This window comes from Romboutsia weinsteinii, from assembly GCF_002250835.2.
In the GTDB taxonomy this organism is placed as follows: Bacteria; Bacillota; Clostridia; order Peptostreptococcales; family Peptostreptococcaceae; genus Romboutsia_A; species Romboutsia_A weinsteinii.
Genome location: NZ_NOJY02000040.1, coordinates 1 through 23335 on the forward strand (window position 1 = coordinate 1; position 23335 = coordinate 23335).

At 27.9% G+C, this 23335-nt stretch carries 14 protein-coding genes; 11 read left to right on the plus strand and 3 right to left on the minus strand.

The window, feature by feature from the left end:
- The 7 genes from CHL78_RS20830 to CHL78_RS15585 all read left to right on the plus strand — a co-directional run.
- Positions 1-1394, plus strand: a 1394-nt coding sequence (locus tag CHL78_RS20830; protein WP_116041558.1) for a hypothetical protein, incomplete at its 5' end; no start/stop codon positions are given.
- Entirely contained in the window at positions 1387-3594 is a 2208-nt protein-coding gene (locus CHL78_RS15560) for an ATP-dependent helicase (RefSeq protein WP_094369288.1), read from the plus strand. The genes CHL78_RS20830 and CHL78_RS15560, both read left to right, overlap by 8 nt.
- A gap of 6 nt (positions 3595-3600) precedes the next feature.
- Positions 3601-4386 (plus strand): PD-(D/E)XK nuclease family protein, encoded by a 786-nt coding sequence (locus tag CHL78_RS15565; protein ID WP_094369287.1) that lies wholly within the window; start codon positions 3601-3603, stop codon positions 4384-4386.
- Complete coding sequence (gene addB, locus CHL78_RS15570) at positions 4376-7831, plus strand: helicase-exonuclease AddAB subunit AddB (RefSeq protein WP_094369286.1); 3456 nt, start codon at positions 4376-4378, stop codon at positions 7829-7831. Before CHL78_RS15565 ends, addB begins: the two co-directional genes overlap by 11 nt.
- Positions 7831-11595 (plus strand): helicase-exonuclease AddAB subunit AddA, encoded by a 3765-nt coding sequence (gene addA / locus CHL78_RS15575; RefSeq protein WP_094369285.1) that lies wholly within the window; start codon positions 7831-7833, stop codon positions 11593-11595. Before addB ends, addA begins: the two co-directional genes overlap by 1 nt.
- Positions 11596-11623: 28 nt before the next feature.
- A complete protein-coding gene (locus CHL78_RS15580) occupies positions 11624-12787 on the plus strand; it encodes an exonuclease SbcCD subunit D (protein ID WP_094369284.1) in 1164 nt (387 codons plus the stop codon).
- Positions 12774-16301 (plus strand): AAA family ATPase, encoded by a 3528-nt coding sequence (locus CHL78_RS15585; RefSeq protein ID WP_094369283.1) that lies wholly within the window; start codon positions 12774-12776, stop codon positions 16299-16301. The genes CHL78_RS15580 and CHL78_RS15585 overlap by 14 nt, the downstream gene beginning before the upstream one ends.
- A gap of 374 nt (positions 16302-16675) precedes the next feature.
- Here CHL78_RS15585 and CHL78_RS15590 read toward each other — a convergent pair whose 3' ends face one another.
- A complete protein-coding gene (locus tag CHL78_RS15590) occupies positions 16676-17350 on the minus strand; it encodes a nitrite/sulfite reductase domain-containing protein (RefSeq protein ID WP_330408643.1) in 675 nt (224 codons plus the stop codon).
- A 263-nt stretch (positions 17351-17613) separates the two neighbouring features.
- Between CHL78_RS15590 and CHL78_RS15595 the strand changes: the two genes are divergently transcribed.
- The 3 genes from CHL78_RS15595 to pepT all read left to right on the plus strand — a co-directional run bounded on the left by CHL78_RS15595 (position 17614) and on the right by pepT (position 21274).
- A complete protein-coding gene (locus CHL78_RS15595) occupies positions 17614-18864 on the plus strand; it encodes an HlyC/CorC family transporter (protein WP_094367159.1) in 1251 nt (416 codons plus the stop codon).
- 84 nt (positions 18865-18948) lie between these two features.
- On the plus strand, positions 18949-20001 hold the full coding sequence (gene ytvI / locus CHL78_RS15600) for a sporulation integral membrane protein YtvI (protein WP_094367160.1): 1053 nt from the start codon (positions 18949-18951) through the stop codon (positions 19999-20001).
- A 46-nt stretch (positions 20002-20047) separates the two neighbouring features.
- Complete coding sequence (gene pepT, locus CHL78_RS15605) at positions 20048-21274, plus strand: peptidase T (protein ID WP_094367161.1); 1227 nt, start codon at positions 20048-20050, stop codon at positions 21272-21274.
- A gap of 53 nt (positions 21275-21327) precedes the next feature.
- Here the strand turns inward: pepT and yfcE are convergent, their stop codons facing one another.
- Together yfcE and CHL78_RS15615 are read right to left on the minus strand one after the other, a co-directional pair.
- A complete protein-coding gene (gene yfcE / locus CHL78_RS15610; RefSeq protein WP_094367162.1) occupies positions 21328-21906 on the minus strand; it encodes a phosphodiesterase in 579 nt (192 codons plus the stop codon).
- A 20-nt stretch (positions 21907-21926) separates the two neighbouring features.
- Positions 21927-22727 (minus strand): NAD(+)/NADH kinase, encoded by an 801-nt coding sequence (locus CHL78_RS15615; protein ID WP_094367163.1) that lies wholly within the window; start codon positions 22725-22727, stop codon positions 21927-21929.
- A 196-nt stretch (positions 22728-22923) separates the two neighbouring features.
- Here CHL78_RS15615 and CHL78_RS15620 point away from each other — a divergent pair.
- On the plus strand, positions 22924-23335 hold a 412-nt coding region (locus tag CHL78_RS15620; protein ID WP_147295834.1), incomplete at its 3' end, for a YbaK/EbsC family protein.

Sequence of the window (23335 nt, forward strand, 5' to 3'; positions counted from 1 at the left end):
AGATGTGTATAAGAGACAGTATATATACATTGCTATCAAACTCAATGGTTGATAATTCGCTTAGTGTATATCTATATAATAATTATTTATTAAATCATGATGAGTATATTAAAAATAAATCAAAGGAAGTAAAATTCTTAATTGTTGATTCACTAGAACTTTGTAGCGTTGCAGAAATAGATTTTATTGATAAGATATCAGATTACACAGAAGACACATATATATATTTAAATGAAAGTAGAGATTACTCTGTATTTAATAATATTGATATGGATTATATCAGAGAGAAAATTATAAAAAAATCAAAATTAATGGATGAAAAAAATATATCAGAAATTGGATACTCAGGTATTTCAATAGAAGATCTATATTCAATACCTGCAACTATTAATTTAAACCAGTCTATACAATTATACAGCGAGATGATTGAAGAAGTTTGTAGTAAGATTGTAGAATTAATTCATAATGGAGAAGAAGCCAAAAATATTGCAATAATATCACCAGTTAGCAATACAGTTTTAGATTATCAAATTAGTAATATATTATCTTACAATCAAATTAATGTATTTAATACGAAAAAAGATAATAAGACAATTGATCATCCGTACTCAAATGCATTGGTTGTAGCAAGTTGCTTATTTTATGGATATTTAGACCTTATAAAAGATGAAGATCTAGTAAGTTTTATTGAGATTATATTACAGAAAAATAGAATTCAAGCATTTAAAATATTTAAAAATAGAGATGAAAGTGCAGAGTATAAAAAGTTAATAGAATATATAGAAGAAAAAAGAAATGGAAATATTAAAATACATGAGTTTCTTATACAATTTTATATAGATAAGATGCTTAATTTAAAAGAAGGAAAGAAGCAAGTATCTATATGTAAGAAAATTATTAATGAGAGTGAATCATTTACTGAAAATATAGATTTATTAAATCTTGATAAAACAAAAGAAAAAGAAAAAATATTTATAGAGGCTTTAAAAAGTACTATTAAAGATTTTCATTCTAACTATGAGTTAGAAGAATTAAAAGAAGGAGACAATATAATAATAACTACACCTTATACATATTTATCATCAAATATTAATAGACCAATACAGATGTGGATTGATATAGGTAGTAATGCTTGGAACATGAAAATAGAAAAAGAAATAAGTAATGTGGTAGTTTTAAGAAAATCATTTGATGAAAAGAAGATATATACAGATGCTATGGAAGAAGGTTACAAGAAGTATTATTTAAATAATATGATATATAATATATTGTTGAGTGCTAAGAGTGTATATGCATATAAAAGTGAATACACTGTTAATGGCTATATACAGGAGAGTATATTATATAGCTTACTATTAAAGCTCGTAGATAAGAGGGGGAATAGTAATGAATAAAATAAATTATAGGGAGGATCAGATACCTATAATAAAATACGAAGGTGGAACTATGGCTGTTCCAGCAGTACCAGGGGCTGGAAAAACATTTATAGTTACGAATTTAGTGGCAAAACTTTTAATGGAAAATAAGCATGCAGGATCAAAGATACTAATACTTACTTATATGAATAGTGCTGTTAACAATTTTAAAGGTAGAATAAAAAGTATTCTTGAGGAAAATAAAATTAAAGAAGAAAACTCTTATGAGATAATGACAATACACAGCTTAGCAGTAAAAATAATAAAGGAAAAGCCTGAAGTTGTAATGTTAAATGAAGAATTTAGTATAGCGGATGATTTACAAAAGAGTATTATTTTAAATGAGTGTATAAATAACTTTAGGCTACATGGTGGAGAAAAGGCATTTAGATGGTTTCTTAAAGAGCAAAAAGAAGAGAGATGGAGAGATATAACTCTTGATGCTTGGGAAAAGGGATTTTATGATTTAGTAGGAAATGCTATTAGTGAATTAAAGTATAAAAATATATCGCCTGAAAAATTAGAAAATATAATTTCTAACGGACATAAAGGTATGCTTAATATTATACGTCCTATATATAGGCAATACGATTTAAAGTTAAAACAGCATGGTTTACTAGATTATGATGATATATTAATACTTGCACATAAAGCTCTGACTGTAGATGAAGATTTAAGAGCTAAGTTTCAAAATAGATATAAATATGTTTTTGAGGATGAGTGTCAAGATTCAAATCAGATACAAGGTGAAATAATAAAAATTATTTGTGAAGAAAATAATAATTTAGTAAGAGTAGGAGATATAAATCAAAGTATAACAGGTACATTTTCTTCTTCTGATCCGAAATACTTCAAAGAATTTATAGAATCTAGCAATAATACATATAGGATGAACATGTCTAATAGAAGTTCAAAGGATATAATTGACTTAGCCAATAGACTAGTAGAATATGTTACTAGTGAATTTAGGCAAGAAGATTGTAGAGATGCACTAGAACATATGGAAATAAAAACTGTACCTACAGGTATGAACTATAAGGAAAATCCAACTACAGATAACTACAATATTAATATTAAGTGGTATGAATCTTGGAAAAAAGAAATTGAAGAAACCGTAAGATTTACAAAAGGCATAAAGAAAAGGTACCCGGATAAAAGTATAGGCATATTAGTACCATATAATGAACAAATAACACAAATTGCTAAAGAGCTTACTGAGCATGGATTAGAATTTGATGAGCTAGGTCCAAACTCTTCTAGCAAAAGGAAAGTACTGAATAATATAGGATATATAATAGATTTTTTATTAAACTGTGATGATATAGAAAAGCTGATATTAACCTTAGATAAAGTATTTATACATACGGATAATGAATTAGGTAAAATTGATTTGCTGGAATGTGTTAGAAAATATAACACTGAAGAGATTATATATGATGAGTCTATCTATACCTCATTAATAATTGATATGGATAATGATTTATATAAAAGTTATATAAGAGGAATCAAAGTCTTAAGAGAAATTTTAGAATATCCTACAGAGAGACTGGATATACTGGTTTTGTTTATTGGCCAAAAATTAAGCTTAGAGAAAGAAGATAAAGCGGTGGTAGATTATGTAGCTTTTTATATAAAATACATGTCTATAGAAAATATTTATATTACATTAAAAGATGTTTATAATATTTTATTTGATATAAAAAATAAAGTATTTTCTCATATTATAGATGTAGTCTATGAAATAAATGGTTATGAACCTAAGCCAGGAGCAATAACCATATGTAACTACCATAAATCTAAGGGGATGGAGTGGGACTGTGTATTTCTATTAGGATTAGTTGAATATAATTTTCCTGATAATATAACTCAAAAATTTCAATGTGATAAGTGGTACTTAAAAGAAAAGTATAAAAATCCTATAGCAATTATAAGTGCAGAAATAAATAATATTCTAACTGGAGATATAGAAACAAATTATGCATATAAGACAAAGATAGATTTAATAAATGAGAAAATAAGACTTCTGTATGTCGGGATAACTAGAGCAAAAGAAATGTTAATTTTATCAGGGAGTTCGTACAAGGATGAATCTGAAGTTGGTAAAAAAAATAAAGAACAAAAACCATGTATATACTTAAATGAACTTAATAAACTTATAGCACAGAAAAGGAAGAGGTGATATTAGTTGAATAAAAAGCTAAAGTATTTTTGCTATAGTCAGAACTCAATAAATACATATAAGTCTTGTCCAACAAAATTTAAGTATAAATATATAGATAGGATAAATTGGAAAAATAATGATATAGATAGTAGAGATTATTATGAAAATCTAAAGCTAGGACGAGATTTTCACTTGTTATGTGAAAGGTATTTTAGCAATATATCTATAGGTTCATATGATAATGTACCATCTAAATTTATTATCTGGATAGAAAAGATTAAAAAATTAATTCCTATAGAAGAAGATAAAGTATATTTACCAGAATATGAACTTAGATACAATATGAATGGTGATTATTTACAAGCTAAGTATGATTTAGTAGTATTAGGAAAAAATAGTATAGAGATATGGGATTGGAAAACAGAATCCAGAAAACTAGATTATAAGAATGTTGAAAATAGAATGCAAACAGTGATGTATATGTTTTTGGCAAGAGAAATTATTCCAAGGATACACAATATGAGTATAGAATCTGAAGATATAAAAATGAAGTATTATCAACCTGAGTTTGATAATGAGCCTGTCACTATAACATACAATAATAAAAAACATGAAAATAATAAAAATAAAATAAATACTTTTATAAATGATATTAAGAGAACTGAATATGAGAGAGATAAAGAGCCTATAAGCAATGGTTTAAGATTAACAAAAAATAAAAATCATTGTAAATTCTGCGAGTTTAATAAACTATGTAATGGAGAAGAGGTTCACTATAGTATTTTGGAGGATGAGATTTATGGGACTTAAATTTGTGCTAGGTAGAAGCGGTAGTGGTAAAACGGCTCATATACTAGAAGAAGTTAAAAGAGTGGTACAAAGCAATGAGACTACTCCCGTTATAGTTTTAGTTCCAGAGCAATATACATTTGAGATGGAAAAAAGAATGAGTAAATTATTCTTAGGTGAAGAAAAGGATAAGTTTTTAAGAGCGAGAGTATTAAGTTTTAAGACTATGAGTAATATAGTCTTTTCTCATGTTGGAGGATTAACAGATGTAAATATTAATTCTAGTGGAAAGGCTATGATGACATATAAGGCAATAGAAAATGTAAGCTCAGAACTTAATATATTTTCTAAATCAGCATCACAATCAGGTTTTGTAAGTTCTATTTCTGAGATGATATCGGAATTAAAACAATACAATATAAGTTCAGAGATGCTAGAACATACTTCAGCAGAGATAGATAATGAAACTTTGAGTCTAAAGTTAAAAGATATTAGTAAAATTTATAAAGAGTTTGAAGCTAATCTTCATGAGAAATATGTAGATTCTCAAGATATGCTTAATTCATTATCTGATAAATTAATAGATAGTAATTATTTTGATGGTGCCTATATTTATATAGATGAATTTACGGGATTTACACCAAATCAATATAAGGTTCTTAGAAGTATACTACATAAAGCTAAGGAAGTATGTGTGTCTCTTACGGTAGATAACGTAAATTCTTTAAGGTATAACAAAGCGGATGCATTTTCAAGAACTAAGTTTACATATGATAAACTGACTAGGCTTTGTAATGAAGAGAACATAAACATACTGCCGGGAATTAATTTAAATCAAGGAAATATTAAGAGATTTGGAGATAATAAGGAACTGCAACATCTAGAAAGGTATTATAATGCATATCCTTATAAATCATATGAAGAAGATACTAAACATATAAAAATTAAAGAATTTAATAATTTATATTCTGAGGTTGAGGAAATTGCTAGAGAAATTGTGTCATTGGTAAGAGATAAAAAAGCTAGATATAGAGATATAACTATAGCAACTAGAGATTTAAATAAATATGATTTCTTAGTTCATTCTATATTTAATGAATATGAAATTCCAAATTTTATTGATAAAAAAAGAGAAGCTAAAAGTAACCCAATAATTGTATTAATATTAAGTGCTCTTGAAATGAGAAATAGAAGATATAGTTATGAGACTATGTTTAGATATTTAAAAAGTGGTCTAATTGGTATTGAAAATGATGATATAAGTGTACTTGAAAACTATGTTCTGGCCAATGGTATAAGTGGCAAAAGATGGTTTGAAGAGAGATGGGAATATAGAGTAAATAATAATTATTCTATAGATGAAAGTGATTATGATAAAGAACTAAAAGAAAGAATAAATGATATAAAAAATAGAGTAATAAAGCCTATAGTAAAATTACAAGAGAAAATAAAAGGTAAGAATAAAGTTGAAGATATTTGTAAGTCAGTATATGAGTTCTTAATTGATATAGATATGCCTACAACTATAGAAAATCTTATAATTAATTTTAATGATAAAGGGGAGCTAGATATAGCTAATCAATACTCTCAAGTGTGGAATATAGTAGTAGATATTTTCGATCAAATGGTGGAAATAATGGGCGATGAGCAAATAACTTTAGATAAATTTATGAAGCTTATAAGCCTTGGATTTGATGAATATGAATTAGGGTTAGTTCCACCAAGTATAGATCAAGTACTTGTAAGTAGTGTAGATAGAATGAAAAACCCTAATACAAAACATCTTTACTTAATAGGAACTATAGATGGAGTATTCCCACTTATAGCAAAAGATAGTGGTATTCTAAGTGATAATGATAGAAGTAGCTTAGGAAAAGCTGGAGTAGAAGTAGATATCGATAGTAATACTAAAACATTTGAAGAACAATTCTTAGTATATAAAGCGCTTACTTCGACATGTGAAAACCTAATTGTAACTTATCCAATTTCAGACCATGAAGGGAAAACACTTAGACCATCAGTTATAGTATCTAGATTAAAGAAAATATTTCCCAATATTGATAATATAAGTTATTTAGTAGAAGAAGAGAACAAAACTGACGAAGAGATATTAGAACAAATAACTGTAAAAGCACCAACTTTTAATGAACTTATAAATGCAATAAAAGAGTTTGATGAAGGAAAGGAAATAAATAATGTATGGTTGGATGTGTATAGATACTTTATAAATGATGAAGATTACAAGCATATGGCTAAAAAAGTAATAAAAGGATTAAGCTATACAAATCAAGTTAACAAGGTTGAAGAAGAGAAGATAAAAAGCTTATACCAGAATAACTTACTAAGTGTATCAAGGCTTGAAAAATATTCAGCATGTCCATTTGCATATTTTATTCAATATGGACTAAAGGCAAAAGAAAGAAAAGAATACTCTTTTACAGCACCAGACTTAGGTACATTCATACATAATATACTAGATCAATTTTCAAAATCTCTATCAAAAGATAATTTAAACTGGAGAGATATAGATAGTAATTACATAAGATCTAGAGTATCAGAAATAGTTGATGAAATAGTATCTAAAATACCAGGATACATATTAGAAAGTTCAGAAAGATACAAATATCTTGCACATAGATTAAAAAATATGCTTATTGCAGCTATAAACATAATTAGTGAGCAGATAAAGCAGGGCTCATTTGAGCCAATGGATTATGAAGTAGAATTTGGAATAAAGGCTAAATATCCACCAATAAAGATAGTATTACAAAATGGAGAAGAAATAAATTTAATTGGTCAAATAGATAGGGTTGATGAGTTTGATGATGGTGAAAATAAATATATTAGGATAGTAGATTATAAATCAGGCAATAAATCAATTAGCTTAACGGACATTTATTATGGGTTACAGTTACAGCTATTAGTTTATCTAGATGCTATATTAGAAAGCAATAAAAACATTCAGACGAATCTAAGTCCAGCTGCAATATTATACAGTCGAATAGATGACCCTATTGCAAAGTTTAATGAAGATAAAGATGATGAAGAAGTAAGAGAAGCAATACTTAAAGATCTTAGAATGAAGGGGCTGGTAATCAAAGATTCTAAGATAATAAAAGAAATGGACAAGTCACTAGCTGATGGAGATAGAACTTCATCCTTAGTTATACCTGCTAATCTAACTAAAGATGGAGGTATTGGGAAGAATACATCAGGGGTGACATACGAAGAGTTTGAAGTAATAAGAAAGTATGTAAAACACACGATAAAGGATATATGCGAAGATATGGTTGGTGGAAATATAATGATAGCTCCATATAAAAATAAAAATGGAACTTCGTGTGATTTCTGTAACTACTCTGGAATATGTCAGTTTGATACAACTTTGAAAGATAATAAATACAAGATTTTAAATGATAAAAAAAGTGATGAAATAATTAAGATGATGAAGGGAGATGTTGAGTAATGAGTTCTCCTAAATGGACTACAGAACAACAGGCAGTTATAGATAGTAGAAATTGTAACTTATTAGTAGCGGCTGCAGCGGGATCAGGTAAAACAGCAGTACTAGTTGAGCGTATTATACAGATGATAACGGATAAAAGTAATCCTATAGATATAGATAAATTATTAGTAGTTACATTTACAAATGCCGCTGCTTCAGAAATGAGAGAGAGGGTCGGAGATGCAATAGGTAAGGCATTAGATAAAAATCCTGAAAACAAGCACCTACAGAACCAGCTAGTATTACTAAATAAAGCTAGTATAACAACAATTCACTCGTTTTGTTTAGAGGTTATAAAATCAAATTTCCATAAAATTAATTTAGATCCTAACTTTAGAATCGGTGATCAGACAGAGTGTTCATTATTAAAAATGGAAGCTATAGATGATGTTTTTGAAGAACTTTACGAAGCCAAGGATGAAGGATTTCTAAACTTAGTTGAAAGTTATGCGGAAAAAAGAGGTGATAATGAACTTCAAAATATAATTCTTAGTATATATTCATTTGCTATGGCTTCACCTTATCCGAAGCAATGGTTAGATGAATCAGTTGAAATTTTTAATATAAGTGATGATTTTAATTTTTCAGAGTCAATATGGGCACAATCAATATTAGATACTGTTAGGATAGAAGTAAATGGAATAGAAGTAAGTATGAGAAAGGCTTTAAGCCAGGTTGAGGGCATTGATGAATTAGATACTTTTACAGAAAAGTTAAGAAGTGAATATAATAAAATAGTTAGAATTGTAGAGGCATGTAACAAGTCTTGGGATGATGCATACATGTATATGTCTACTATGGAATTTGAGAATTATGTAAAAGGTGTAAAAAGGATAGCTAAAGATGCACCATCTTATATAAAAGAAGCAAAAGATACAGCTAAGTCAATTAGAGATAAGGCTAAAAAATCTTTAGAAGGAATAATATCATCTACTTTCTATAAAAAAAATGAATATATAAATGATGAAATTAAATATCTTTATCCAATAGTTAAATCTATTTCAGACACAATACTAAAATTTGAAAAAGCCTATGACAATAAAAAAAGAGATAAGGGAATAATCGACTTTAATGATATAGAACACTTTGCTTTAAAAATACTAACAATGGAAGATGAAGATGGCAACGTAATACCTTCTGACATAGCAATAGGATATAGAGATAAATTCTATGAGATATTTATAGATGAATATCAAGATAGTAACTTAGTACAAGAGGTTTTACTTAGCACTATTGCAAAGATACAGACTCCAAATAGATTTATGGTTGGGGATGTTAAGCAAAGTATCTATAGATTTAGACAGGCTAAACCTGAAATATTTTTGCAGAAATATAATGACTACGATAGTAAAGAAGGTAGCTTATATAGAAAGATAATGCTTTATAAAAACTTTAGAAGTAGAGCAGAAGTAGTTGATTGTGCAAATTATATATTTGAAAATGTAATGAGTAAAAATATAGGTGAGATTGAGTATACAGAAAATGAAAGACTTAATCTTGGTGCAAGCTTTAAAGAAAACGAAGATGAAAACACCATTGTAGGAGGACCTACAGAAATACATATAATCCAAAAGTCAAATAAAAATAATAGTGAGCCTGACAGTGATAATGAAGAAGTAGAGCAAGAAGAAATAGATAATATACAATTAGAAGCTAGAATGGTTGGAAAAATAATTAAAGATTTAATGACTGTAAATGAAGATGGAAAAACTTATAAAGTATATGACAAGAAAACAGATGAATACAGAACTGTAGAATTTAAAGATATAGTAATCTTACTAAGAGCAACATCTGCATGGGCACCTGTATTTGCTGATGAACTTATGAATATGGATATTCCGACATATGCAGATATAGGCGTAGGGTATTTTGATACTATAGAAATAAAAACTATATTATCACTACTTCAAGTAATAGATAATCCAATGCAAGATATACCTGTACTAGCATTATTAAAATCTCCTATATTTGGACTTACACCAGAAGAACTTATTGATATAAGGCTAGAAGATAAAAACAAAAGCTTCTATGAATCTTTAGAAGACTATGCCAAGCGTGATTTTGAAGATCCAGATGAGTGCCATGAAAAGTGTATAGATTTTTTAGAGAGAATAAAAGAATACAAAGAAAAGTCATTGTATATGAGTACAGATGAATTTTTATGGTACCTTTATACAAAAACTGGATATTATGCATATGTAGGTGCGCTACCAGCAGGAAGTCAAAGGCAAGCTAACTTAAAAATATTATTTGAAAGAGCCAAACAATACGAGGAGACAAGCTTCAAAGGAATATTTAACTTTATAAACTTTATAGGTAAATTAAAAAAATCCAGTACAGATATGGGAAGTGCGAAGACACTTGGAGAGAATGCGAATGTAGTTAGGATTATGAGTATACATAAGAGTAAAGGATTAGAATTCCCTGTAGTAATATGTTCAGGTATGGGGAAAAACTTTAATACACAAGATTTTAAGAAAAATATACTCTATCACCATAGGTTAGGATATGGACCTCAGCTGGTAGATTACCACAGAAGAATATCATTCCCAAGTATAGCAAAGGAAGCCTTAAAAACTAGGATTAATTTAGAAAATTTATCAGAGGAAATGAGAGTATTATACGTTGCTTTTACAAGACCAAAAGAAAAATTAATAATTACAGGTTCAACTAAGGATATAGAAACTAGTATGAAGAAATGGTCTAGTGGAATAGATGGTTCAAGTACTGTTTCGCAATATGAAGTTCTTAAGGGGAAAAACTTCTTAGATTGGATAATGCCATCCGTAATAAAGCATAAGGATCTAAATAGTATGAGAGAATCCATAGACTTAGATATAGAACATGTAGAAGATCATAAGTCAAAATGGATAGGCAAGATATGGTATAAAGAAGATGTAGTATTAGAAACTAAAGAAGATGAAGAGAAAGAAAGTATAGAAGAAATATTAGAGAAGATAGATATTAATGAATTAGACAGTACTTACTACAATGATATTAAAGACAAACTTGATTATAAATACCCATATGAAGTAAGTGTAAATAAGCCGTCAAGTATTTCAGTTACAGAAATAAAGAAAATACAAAATAATCATGAAGAAGATTATTCAAAAGAGATATTTAATACTAAAGTTAACCTAAAGAAGCCATTGTTCCTTCAAAAGATTGAAGAAAAGGATAAAATAAGTGCTGCCGAAAGAGGTACTATTGTACATTTAATAATGGAAATATTAGATTTAACTAGAATAAATACTATAGATGATATTAACTTACAAATAAAAGAATTTATAAGTAAAGGAATAATGACAGAAAAACAATCTAGTGTTATAAATCCTTTTAAAATATATAAATTTTTTAAATCAAATATAGGAAAAAGAATGCTAAATGCAGAATTTATAAAAAGAGAACAGGCAATATATGCTCAAATAAAAATGAAAGATGTATATATATATGAAGATTTATTAAATGAAGATAATTCTGAGATTTATGATGAAGAGAGCATAATGTTAAGAGGGATAATAGATACATATTTCGAAGAGGATGGTAAAATAGTACTTTTAGATTATAAAACTGACTTTGTTAATGACGATAATAAAGAGGAAGTAGTATTAAAATACAAGAAACAGTTAGATTTATACAAAGATGTACTTGAAAATCTTACAGGAAAAGACGTAAAAGAAAAGTATATATATTTATTTGGAATAGATGAAGAGGTACCTTGTTAGAAAAATGCAAATTTAAAGGAGGATAAAAATGAGATTTATCCATACATCAGATTGGCATCTAGGAAAAGCAATTAGTGGTAATTCAAGACTTAAAGAGCAAGAACAGTTTTGTGAAGAGTTTATAAATATAGTAAATAAAAATAATGTAGATATGGTAATAATCGCTGGAGATATATTTGATAACTATGAACCATCATTAGGAGCTTTGAAATTGTTTTATGATACAGTTTCAAAGCTTGCTAATAATGGCTCAAGATGCGTATTAATAGTACCAGGAGATCATGATAATATAGATAGACTTACTGTAGCAGAGTGTTTATCTAAAGAGCAAGGCATAATAGTTCTAGATAATATATCTATTATAGATAATAAAGTTAAATACAATGGATTTAGCATAGTAAGCTATAAAGAGGGATGTATAAAGCTAAATATTAATAATGAAAAAGTAACAGTTATAGATTTATATTATACATATGGTAAAAATAATACATCGAAAAAAACTAAAATATCAGACACCGTAGAAGAAAAATTTAAAGATGATAGTATAAATATAGCAGTGGGGCATATTTGTATAAATACACCTGAGAATATAGACTCTGAGAGAAGTCCAAAGATTGGTGGATGTATAGTGATTGATAAGAAGGATCTACCAAATAAAGCTCAATATATTGCTCTAGGTCATTTACATAATGCACAAAAGGTATCACAAAATATGAATGCTTATTATAGTGGATCTCCAATCCAGTACAACAAAGAAAGTAAAGATAAAAAAAGCTTATATATAGTTGATATAGAAATAGGTTCAGATCCACAGATAAGTCAAATATATTTAAAGAATTATAAACCTATAGAAGTCTTTGAATGCAGTGGAATAAAAGATGCTCTAAGAAAATGTGAAGATAACAAAGATCGTGATATTTGGTCATATTTTGAGGTCAAAACCAATGAACCTATAGAATCCAAAGACATTATAAGAATGAGAAAACTTTTAAAAGGTATTATTGAGATAAGGCCTATAATGGTTTCTTATAATCATGAAGAACATGAGACTGATATAGAAGAAAAATCTATGGGAAAATTATTTAAATCATTTTATAAACTTAACAATAATAATGAACCAAAGGGCGAGCTTATGGACTTATTTTTAGATATACTAAGTGAAGAAGGAGACCTGAACAATGAGACCAATTAGACTAGAGTTAAGTGGGCTAAATAGTTATATTGAAAAACAGACAATTGACTTTGAAGAACTGACTAGCAAAGGTTTATTTGGAATCTTTGGAAATACAGGTAGTGGTAAATCTACAATATTGGATGCTATAATCATTGCGTTGTATGGTAATATGCCTAGAGAAAATAATGAGTACATTAATAGCGAATGCAATAAATCAGTAATATACTATGAGTTTGAAATAGGAAACAAAAACACTAGGCGAAGATATATTGTAGACAGAGTTTTCATAAAAGATGATTCTAAGATAGCAACGTTAAGTGCAAGATTATTTCAAGTTCAAAATGATGGAAAACAAATAATTCTATGCAACAATATAGATGGGGTAAACAAACATATAGTGCAAATAGTTGGGCTAACTGAAAGTGATTTCACAAGGTCTATAGTATTGCCTCAAAGTAAGTTTGATGAATTTTTAAGGTTAACAGGCATGGAAAGAAGATTTATGCTTGAAAGAATATTCAACCTTGAAAGGTATGGAACAAAGTTAATTAATAAGGTAAAAGATAGAAAAGACAAAAAGGGTAAAGAGCTAAATAGTCTAACTTCTAAGTTAAGTCAATATGAGGAAATAACAGAAAGCTTATATAGTGATACCTTGAAATCATTAGAAATATATAAAATAGAAGAAAGAGAAAAAAATAAAGAACTACAGCAAGCTCAGCAAATATATGAAGACAGTAAGGAAATATATCAGATACAGCAGAAATTAGAAAAGAATGAAATTAGAAAAAAAGAGTTAGATAATAAAGAAAAAAACATAAAGTTTAAGACCAGTCAATTAGAAAATGCTATTAATGCAGGTAAGGTACATCCATATATAAATAGAGTACAGGGCTTAGAAAAGCAAATAATAGAGGACAAGTCTAACATAGATGAAATAGAAAAAAAAATAAATATTTTAAGTCAAGAACTTCTTATAACTAAAGCAAATTATGAAGAAACTTATAAAGAAAAAAATGAAAAAGTACCAAGACTAAGCGAAGAAAAAATTAAAATACAAAGGGCATTTAAGCTAGAGGAAAGTTTAGAAGTTATAGAAAAAGATATTAAGGATATAAATCGAAGAAATATTATTTTAGAAAAAGATAAAGGCTATCTTGAATCAGTAAAAGAAGATCTTGTTGGAAATAGAGAAAGGTTAACAAAAAATATTAATGACTTAGAAAACTATATTAGAAATTTAAATATAGATATAGATTTAAAACAAAAAATATTTTTGGCCTATGATTATGAGAAGAGATGTAAAAGGACAGAAGAGGAAAAGAAATACAGAGAAAAAAAACTATTTAATATATCTAAAGAATTAGATGAATTAAATATAAAAAGCAAATATATTCAAAGAGATAAAATTATTATTAACGATAAGCTCGATAATGCTAAGGAACATTATGAGTTATTAGTAAAGAAAAGACCTGGAAACACTGAAGATATTATTGTTAGTAGTGAACATATTTCTAATCTAAAATCAAAAATCAATGTTATTAAAGATTATGAAAAGAGAAGAGAGATAATCCAAAGTGAATTAAATACAATATTTGAACAAAACCATAAGTTAGATAGAGAGATACATGTAGGTAATGAAAAGCTAAATAATATTCAAAATAATATTAGAGATATAGATAAGGAACTTGATAGATTAAAGTACTTGAACTTAGCTCAAATGCTAAAAAAAGAATTAAAGGACAGTATGCCTTGTCCTATATGTGGATCTAGACATCATCAAGATACCAATGAAAATATCAATAATGATAAAATAGAATTTACTATAGATAAGCTAGAAAAATTAAAATCTGAAAGAAAGAATATTGAATCTAGCTTAGAAGATTTAAAAATAAAAAATAGTGGGATTTTATATATAGAAAAAATAAAAGTAAAAGACTTAGAAGATATAAAACAAAAACTAGGACAAGAAAGATCAAGTGAACTTAATAAAAAATTAGAATCAGATATAAGAATTAGAGATGTATTAAAAGATAATATAACAAAGTGGGAAAAAGATAAACTAAAGACAGAAGATAACATATATAATTTTAGGCTTGAGTTATTTAAGATTGAAAAAGAAGAGATTCAAAATGAATCTAAGATAGCTACTAATAAAATACAGGTTAAAGAAATAAAGGAAGAATTGGATCAAATAGAAATAAAATATAAAAAATATAAAGAAGAATATTTAAGATTAAAATCTAACATAAAAATAGTAGATTTAAAATCTAAGATTGAAGAAATAAACAAAAATGAAAAAGTAATTGAAGACAAGAATATTAACTACCATATAGCAAGCAAGGAAAGAGACGAAATAGATAAAGCGATAAAAGATTATGAAAATAAGATTCATAATATAGAATTAGAGCTAATGAAAAATAAAGAACAGCTAATTGAAAAGAGAAGAAATAAAGAACACAAGTATAATGAAATACTTAGTATCACAAAGGGTACAAATACACTAGAGCTGTACAAAAATACAGAATATGAAATAGAAAAAATCGAAAAGAAAGAGCTATATGCTAAAAATAAGTTGGAACAGGAAAGAATTGTATTAGAAAGATATCTAGCAGATAAATATAGTATAGAAGGTAGAATCAAAAATACAAAAAAACAATATAGAGAACAAGAGTTAGTACTAAATCAATTACTAAAAGATTATAAATTTGAGAATATATATATTGTACAAAAATCAATTTTAGAACCCGACCAAATAAGATTGTTATGTGAAGAAGTATCTGAGTATGAGGAAGAGCAAAGGATATTATCTTCTAAAATAGAAACTCTTAAGGATAAATTATCTGGTAGAAGAGTATATAGTGAAAACTTGGAAGAGTTAAAAAATAATATTTATAATTTAAAGGTAAATATTTCACAGATACAAAAATATATAGGTGGAAAACAAAATACTCTGGACACAATAACGGAATCTTTAGAAAAAGTTAGCTATCTAAACAAAGAACTTAATATTGTTAAGCATGACCTTAAGTTATTAGATGAAATATATAATACAATAGAAGATAATAGATTTGTTGAATATATAGCATCTAGCAAACTTAAAGAGTTATCAAAAGAGGCATCCAAGATATTAGAGCCCTTAACGAAAGGGAGATATACTATCGAAATAGATGAAAATTTAGATTTTGTGATTAGAGATAATTTTAGTAATGTACAGACTAGAAATGTAAATACTCTTTCTGGAGGTGAGATATTCCTAACATCTTTAGCACTGGCATTGGCTCTATCATCTCAGATACAATTAAAAGGAAAGTCTCCAGTAGAGTTCTTTTTCTTAGATGAAGGATTTGGTTCTTTAGATGATTCATTGTTAAATATAGTAATAGAATCATTAGAAAGTCTCCCAAACAACACAATTAGTATAGGTATAATTAGTCATATTGAGAGCTTAAAAAGTAGAGTGCCAATAAGATTAATGGCATCACAAGATGAATTAGGATATGGAACAAAATTACAGGTTGAGTATAGTTAAAATATTTAAAAAAAGATGCACCTACAGGGGGAGATTGTAGGTGCATATATTTTATATATACTTATTAGGGGGAGAGATGTATATTTTTCCGCTCTCATTAATAAGTATTAACCATTTTTATTTTTTTATACTATTTCTATAAAAAAAGTAGCCATTTGCATAAGGGGGGGAATGCAAATGGCTTAAAACATTTAGGGGGGAAAGAAATTTCTATATATAGTCCGATCATTTATTACAATATTAAACAGGAGTTTTATTACATATTATTTGAAATTTTATGTTTAAGAGAGGAATTTATTTCCTTCTCTTAATATAACATATGCATTTGCCGTAAAAAGTGACACATTTTAGTATAAAAAAAAATAAATTATTTTTTATTGTAAAAATTTGTCTAAATCAAACATTGATTCAAACTCATCAAATCCAATCCTATTAATATATGCACCTAAACGCTCTTTTCCAGTTGCATTATTAGCATATACATTAACAACTTCATCTACTAACTCTAGAACTTTATCATCAGGGACATTCATTAATAGTCTATCTCCAAGTCTAGGCATTTTACCGCCCTTACCACCAACAAAAACTGTCCAACCTTTTGGCATGCCCATTAGACCTATATCACGAGTATGATTGTCAGAGCAGCTATTAGGACATCCACTAACTCCGATTTTTAATTTGTTTGGTAGATTCATACCATGATATCTATCATCCAACTTCAGGCCTATAGATACGGAGTCTCTAAATCCTCTTTTACAGAATGTTGTACCAGGACAAGTTTTTATGCTTCGAACACATAATCCAATAGCAGCTCCTGGTTTCATACCTAGATCATCCCATGCACTATCAATATCTTCTTCCTTTAATCCAACAAGAGCGATACGTTGAGCGGCAGTAATTTTAATTGCAGCTACATTATATTTATCAGCTACGTCAGCCAACTTTCTAAGTTGGTCTGATGTTACTAGTCCAGCTGGTATGTGGGGAGCAATTGCATAGCTTTCTTTATCTCTTTGTAATACAGCACCTTTATCTAATAAATCATTCATAATATTTTCTCCTTTAATGTGATTTTGAAGTAATATTAACTATGAAAATATATAATATTTTCATAAAGAAAAACATATATATACTATATATTTATTTCTCATAAGGATAAAAATTAAGTAAGTAGATGTTTAAAAATAGTATTAAGGGAATAATAGTAAAAGTAAAATAAATCTTTGACATATTCTATTATTTCCAAAAACTATACATCTATGATATAATTAATACTAATATTAAAAAACAATACTTAGGAGTGTGGTAAAGGTTGGATTCGACCAGTAATTTGATTCAAATAGCAATTTTAGTGATACTACTTATAGGTTCAGGGTTTTTCTCAGCATCTGAAACATCTTTAATGTCACTAAGCAAAATAAGAATAAGGTACATGCAAGAAGAAGGAATAAAGGGAGCAAAGTTGGTAAGTTCTCTAATAGAAGATCCTAATAAACTATTGGGAGGTATACTAGTAGGGAATAATGTTGTGAATATAGCAGCAACATCTATATCAACATCTTTATTTATGTCTATTCTAGGAGATCAAGGTGTACCTGTGGCAACTGCAGTAATGACGATATTAGTATTAATATTTGGTGAAATTACACCAAAAACTATAGCAGCTAATAATTCTGAAAAAGTGGCATTGTTGGTAGCAAAGCCAATTAAAGTAATAATAACAGTATTAAGACCTATAGTGTGGATATTTAACTTAATAACAGGTGTAATATTTAAATTAATGGGAATACAAAACAAAGGAACTCAACCATATATAACTGAAGAAGAATTAAAAACTATGGTTAATGTAAGTCACGAAGAAGGAGTACTTGAAATAGAAGAAAGACAGATTATAAATAATGTATTCCAGTTCGGTGATATGCAAGCTAAAGAAGCTATGGTACAAAGATTAGATATGATTGCCATAAATTCAGAAGATAACTATGATGAAATTATAGAAATGTTTAAAAATGAAAAAGTAAGTAGACTACCTGTATACAATGATTCAATAGATGATATAATAGGTATCCTTAACATAAAAGATGTAATATTCTTAAATGATAAAGAAGTAGAAAACTTTGATGTTAATAATTATACGAGAGAACCATTCTTCACTTATGAATTTAAAAAGATAACACAGCTTCTTGAAGAAATGAAAAAAGAGAAGAGCCAAATGGCAATAGTTGTAGATGAATATGGCGGAACGGCAGGTCTTATAACTATAGAAGACTTGGTTGAAGTTATCGTTGGAGATATTGATGACGAATATGATGAAGATGAAGATGAAATACAAGTAATAAAAGAAGATGAGTACGTAGTCGAAGGTGGTACAAAAATTAGTGATGTAAATGAGCTTATTGGAATTAAATTAGAGTCTGAAGAATTTGATTCTATAGGTGGATTTATAATAGGTCACTTAAGAAGAATACCAGAAGAAAATGAAGTAGTTGAAGTTGATAATATAAGACTATGTATAGAAAGTATAGATAAAAATAGAATAAAGAAGATTAGAATCTTTACATAAATAAGACACTGCAAATAGCAGTGTTTTATTTATATAAAAATCAATCTAAATTATATTGATAGATAGAAGAAGGGGATAATATACATGTCTGTATTAAATAAAAATTTTTTATTAAGATTAAAAAATAATGGTATTTTCTTTGCGTTATATACGATATCATTCATAATAATCAGTATGACATTTGCATATATATCACCATTTTTGATAGGTGGAATAATAGCTTTTATTATTAGTCCTATATCTAAAAAGCTAAAGGTGAAGTTTAGAATAGATAGAGGAATATCTACTTTAATATTAAGTTTCTTAGCCGTAGCGTTAGTAACTACAGTTACTAGTATTCTAGTTATGTTGGGGACAAGGCATTTGATGGAATTTTTAAATAACCTTATGGAAAATTCCAATGAAATAAATAATATGATACTAGACCTTGTAACTAAAGCAAATATCTATATTGAACATTTTCAAGGTGTATCAAACTTTAATATAGAAGAGATAATATCAAGATATAGCAAAGAAATTATAGATGTCGCAAAAGGATTACTTACAAGTGTAATAAGTTTAGCGACATCTATACCTTATATAATGATATTTACAATAACTTTATTTATATCTACATATTTCATAGCAAAGGATATAGATAAAATTGAAGGTGGATTTTATAATATATTCACAGATAATGCAAAAATTAAAGTTAAGAATATAAAAAGAGAGGCTATATCCTCTATAGTAGGTTATATTAAAGCATATACTATACTTATGGGAATAACATTTTTAGTGATTTGGGGTAGCTTTAGTTTATTTGGAGTTCCCAATGGATTTATATTGGGATTTATTGGATCACTTCTTGATTTAATACCATTTCTAGGAATAATAGTGATATATTTACCTGTTATAATATACTATTTTGCTATAAAAAACTATGTGGTATCAATAGGATTAGTTATTGTATTTGTCGGACTATCTTTGTTAAGACAAATACTAGAACCTAAATTAGTTTCTGTAAATATAGGACTTAATCCGTTGGCTACAGTGGCTGCAATATTTATTGGAGTTCAAATAAAAGGTCTAATCGGAATAATTTTTTGTTTAGGTTTTGTAGCAATGCATGATATACTAAAGAAGGTAGAAATACTTTAAATAAACGTTTTTTGACCAAAAAATATAAGGAAAAGAGGGTATTTATATGAGAGAAAAAGTATTAGAAAGATTTCTAAAATACGTAACATTTGATACAACAGCAGATCCTGCAAGTAAAAACTGTCCATCTACAGAAGGACAAAGAGTATTTGCACAGTATTTAGTTGAAGAGTTAAAATCATTAGGTATTGAAGATGCAAATGTAGATGAGAATAGTTATGTAATGGCAACATTAAAAGGAAATACCGAAGGGGTAGATACAATAGGATTTATATCTCACTTAGATACAGCTCCAGATGTTACTGGAAAAAATGTTAAACCTAGAGTAATAGAAAACTATGACGGAAAAGACATAGTTTTAAATGAAGAACTAAACATAATCACATCTGTTAAAGATTACCCAGAACTTGTAAATTGTAAGGGAGAAGATTTAATAGTAACAGATGGTACTACTTTACTTGGTGCAGATGATAAGGCTGGAATAGCAGAAATAGTAACTGCAATAGAATACTTAATGAACAATCCTGAAATAAAGCATGGAGATATAAAAATAGGATTTACACCTGATGAAGAAATAGGTAGAGGTGCAAATTTATTTAATGTAGAAAAATTTGGTGCAAAATATGCATATACAATAGATGGTGGAATAATAGGAGAAGTTCAATACGAAAACTTCAATGCAGCTGGAGCTACAATATCTATTCAAGGTAGAAATGTACATCCAGGTGCTTCAAAAGGAAAGATGGTAAATGCTCTTCATATAGCGGCTGAAATTTCTAATATGTTCCCAGCAAATGAAAGACCAGAAACAACAGAAGGCTACGAAGGATTCTATCATTTAAATGATTTAAATGGAAATGTTGAGAATGCATCAATGAAATACATAATAAGAGATCATGACACAGAAAAGTTTAAAAAAAGAAAAGCTTACATGAATGAAGTAGTACAAAAGCTTAATGAAAAATATGATAACAGAATAACTTTAGATTTAAATGACTCATACTTCAATATGAAGGAGAAAGTAGAGCCAGTTATGTTTATAGTTGATATAGTAAAAGAATCTATGGGACAAGTTGGAATTGAGCCTTTAGTGCTTCCTATAAGAGGTGGTACTGATGGAGCAAGATTATCATTTATGGGACTTCCTTGTCCAAATATATTTACAGGTGGATTAAACTTCCATAGCAAAAATGAGTGTATACCAGTAAGTTCTATGGAAAAAGGATCAAAGTTAATAGTTAAAATAATAGAAAGCTACGCTAAAAGAGCATAGAATATAAAAATCCCTATCGAAGTAAAATCTTCAATAGGGATTTTTGAGTTAAATTATTCTTCTGAGTTTATATGTATAGTTTCACCACTATTAATATCTATTAAATTAATATCTAATTCAAGTTCATCTTCATTATCATCAGATTGAATTATTTCAATAATAGCTACAGAATGAGTACCATCCTTTGGTATAGAAGTACTACCTGGGTTTATAACAACTAAATTTTCGTCACAATATAATTCCTTAACGTGAGTGTGACCAAGTATAAGTATATCAGCACCCATATTTTTAGCATTTTTAATAACTTCTTCTTTTGATTCTGTGTATCCGTGAGTCATAACGATTCTTATTTCACCAAACTGACTCATTACATATGGGCTTTGTATTGGATGATTGATTACCATTTGATCAACATCAGCATCACAATTACCACGTGCTATAAGAATATTTTTAACATCGTTAATTCTTGCTATTACTTCTTTTGGATTATAGCCTTTAGGAATATCATTTCTAGGTCCATGGTAAAGTATATCACCACCATGTAGTAATACATCACAATCTTCTAATATCTTTAAAGCTTTTTCAAAATAAAGTAAACTACCATGAGTGTCGCTCATTACTCCTATTTTCATATTATCCTCCTAAGATTAGTTTATAAAAATTTCTCAGAAACCCTACTCCAGAATTCATAATTTGACATTCTAAGTAGTTGTATTTTCACATCAGATACTTTAATTTGTATATTATCGATTTCACTAAATCTATATTCAATTCCATCTACAACAATCAGTATAGAATTTTCAAATCTATACTCAGGCGCAATTTTAATAATAGTGTCGTGAGAAAAAATTATACTAGATGTAAAGCACCTATAAGCATTAGTGTTAATTGGATAAAGTGGCGTTAATTGCATTAAATTTAAGCTTGGATCTACAATACTTCCTCCAGCAGCATAATTATATGCAGTTGATCCAGTAGGAGTAGATACAATCATACCATCACCACTCAGATTTTGTATATGTTTGTCATTAGCCAATAAGTTGAGATGTATAGTTCTAGATTTATCACCTTTTACAACAACCTCATTTATAGCAAATACATCAGAGCAATTTTTCTTAGTGCATATACTTGCTTCAAGTAAAGGAATATCTTGCAATATATAATCTCTTTTTAAATATGAATCTATAAATATATCAATGTCATTAGGAGATATCTCAGGGAAAAATCCAAGATGACCTGTATTTATTCCAACTATAGGTATTTCAGGGAAATCAAAGTCATGAATAGTCTTTAAAAAAGATCCATCACCACCAATAGATATAACAAGTTCTGCATCTGGATGGAAATCATATGATACGTCAAAGCCAGCATCTATAAGTTTTTTACTTAATAGCTTTTTTGTCTCAATAGACCTATCTAATTGGTTTGAATTTATAGTTATAATTCTTCGCATTTTTCCACCTCTTTATACTTTGTATTATAACATAAGTAGCTAAAATCTATTTATAAATTTATTAGTATGGTATATAAAATATAGCATAAGTCGATTATATATGATTATAGATAGAAATTATAGCCCAATATTTAAGAGGAAAAGAAATATTATTTGTAGAAGGAATTAATATATATCAAACTAAAGAGGTGGAAAAATGGCAATAGAAGATGTTAGAAATTACTTTAGAAAATTTAATATAGAAGATAAAATATTAGAGTTTGAGCAAAGCAGTGCTACAGTAGACCTTGCAGCTATGGCACTAAATGTAGAACCAGATAGGATAGCAAAAACATTATCTTTTAAAAATGATGAGGGCGCAATATTACTTGTAACATCAGGAAAATCTAGAGTAGATAATAAAAAATTTAAGAGTGAATTTGGTTACAAGGCAAAGATGCTAACTGCAGATGAAGTAATCAACTTTACAGGGCATCAAATAGGAGGAGTATGTCCATTTGGACTTAAAAATAGTATAAAAGTATATTTAGATATATCTCTTAAGAAATATGATACTGTATACCCTGCATGTGGAAGTGATAATTCTGCTATTGAACTTACTTGCCTAG

What these genes read in the sequence shown, in the direction of transcription:
- CHL78_RS15560 (WP_094369288.1), top strand. Translation starts at nt 1,387, where the DNA reads ATGAATAAAATAAATTATAGGGAGGATCAGATACCTATAATAAAATAC.
- addB (WP_094369286.1), top strand. Translation starts at nt 4,376, where the DNA reads ATGGGACTTAAATTTGTGCTAGGTAGAAGCGGTAGTGGTAAAACGGCT.
- addA (WP_094369285.1), top strand. Translation starts at nt 7,831, where the DNA reads ATGAGTTCTCCTAAATGGACTACAGAACAACAGGCAGTTATAGATAGT.
- CHL78_RS15580 (WP_094369284.1), top strand. Translation starts at nt 11,624, where the DNA reads ATGAGATTTATCCATACATCAGATTGGCATCTAGGAAAAGCAATTAGT.
- CHL78_RS15585 (WP_094369283.1), top strand. Translation starts at nt 12,774, where the DNA reads ATGAGACCAATTAGACTAGAGTTAAGTGGGCTAAATAGTTATATTGAA.
- CHL78_RS15590 (WP_330408643.1), bottom strand. Translation starts at nt 17,350, where the DNA reads ATGAATGATTTATTAGATAAAGGTGCTGTATTACAAAGAGATAAAGAA.
- ytvI (WP_094367160.1), top strand. Translation starts at nt 18,949, where the DNA reads ATGTCTGTATTAAATAAAAATTTTTTATTAAGATTAAAAAATAATGGT.
- pepT (WP_094367161.1), top strand. Translation starts at nt 20,048, where the DNA reads ATGAGAGAAAAAGTATTAGAAAGATTTCTAAAATACGTAACATTTGAT.
- yfcE (WP_094367162.1), bottom strand. Translation starts at nt 21,906, where the DNA reads ATGAAAATAGGAGTAATGAGCGACACTCATGGTAGTTTACTTTATTTT.
- CHL78_RS15615 (WP_094367163.1), bottom strand. Translation starts at nt 22,727, where the DNA reads ATGCGAAGAATTATAACTATAAATTCAAACCAATTAGATAGGTCTATT.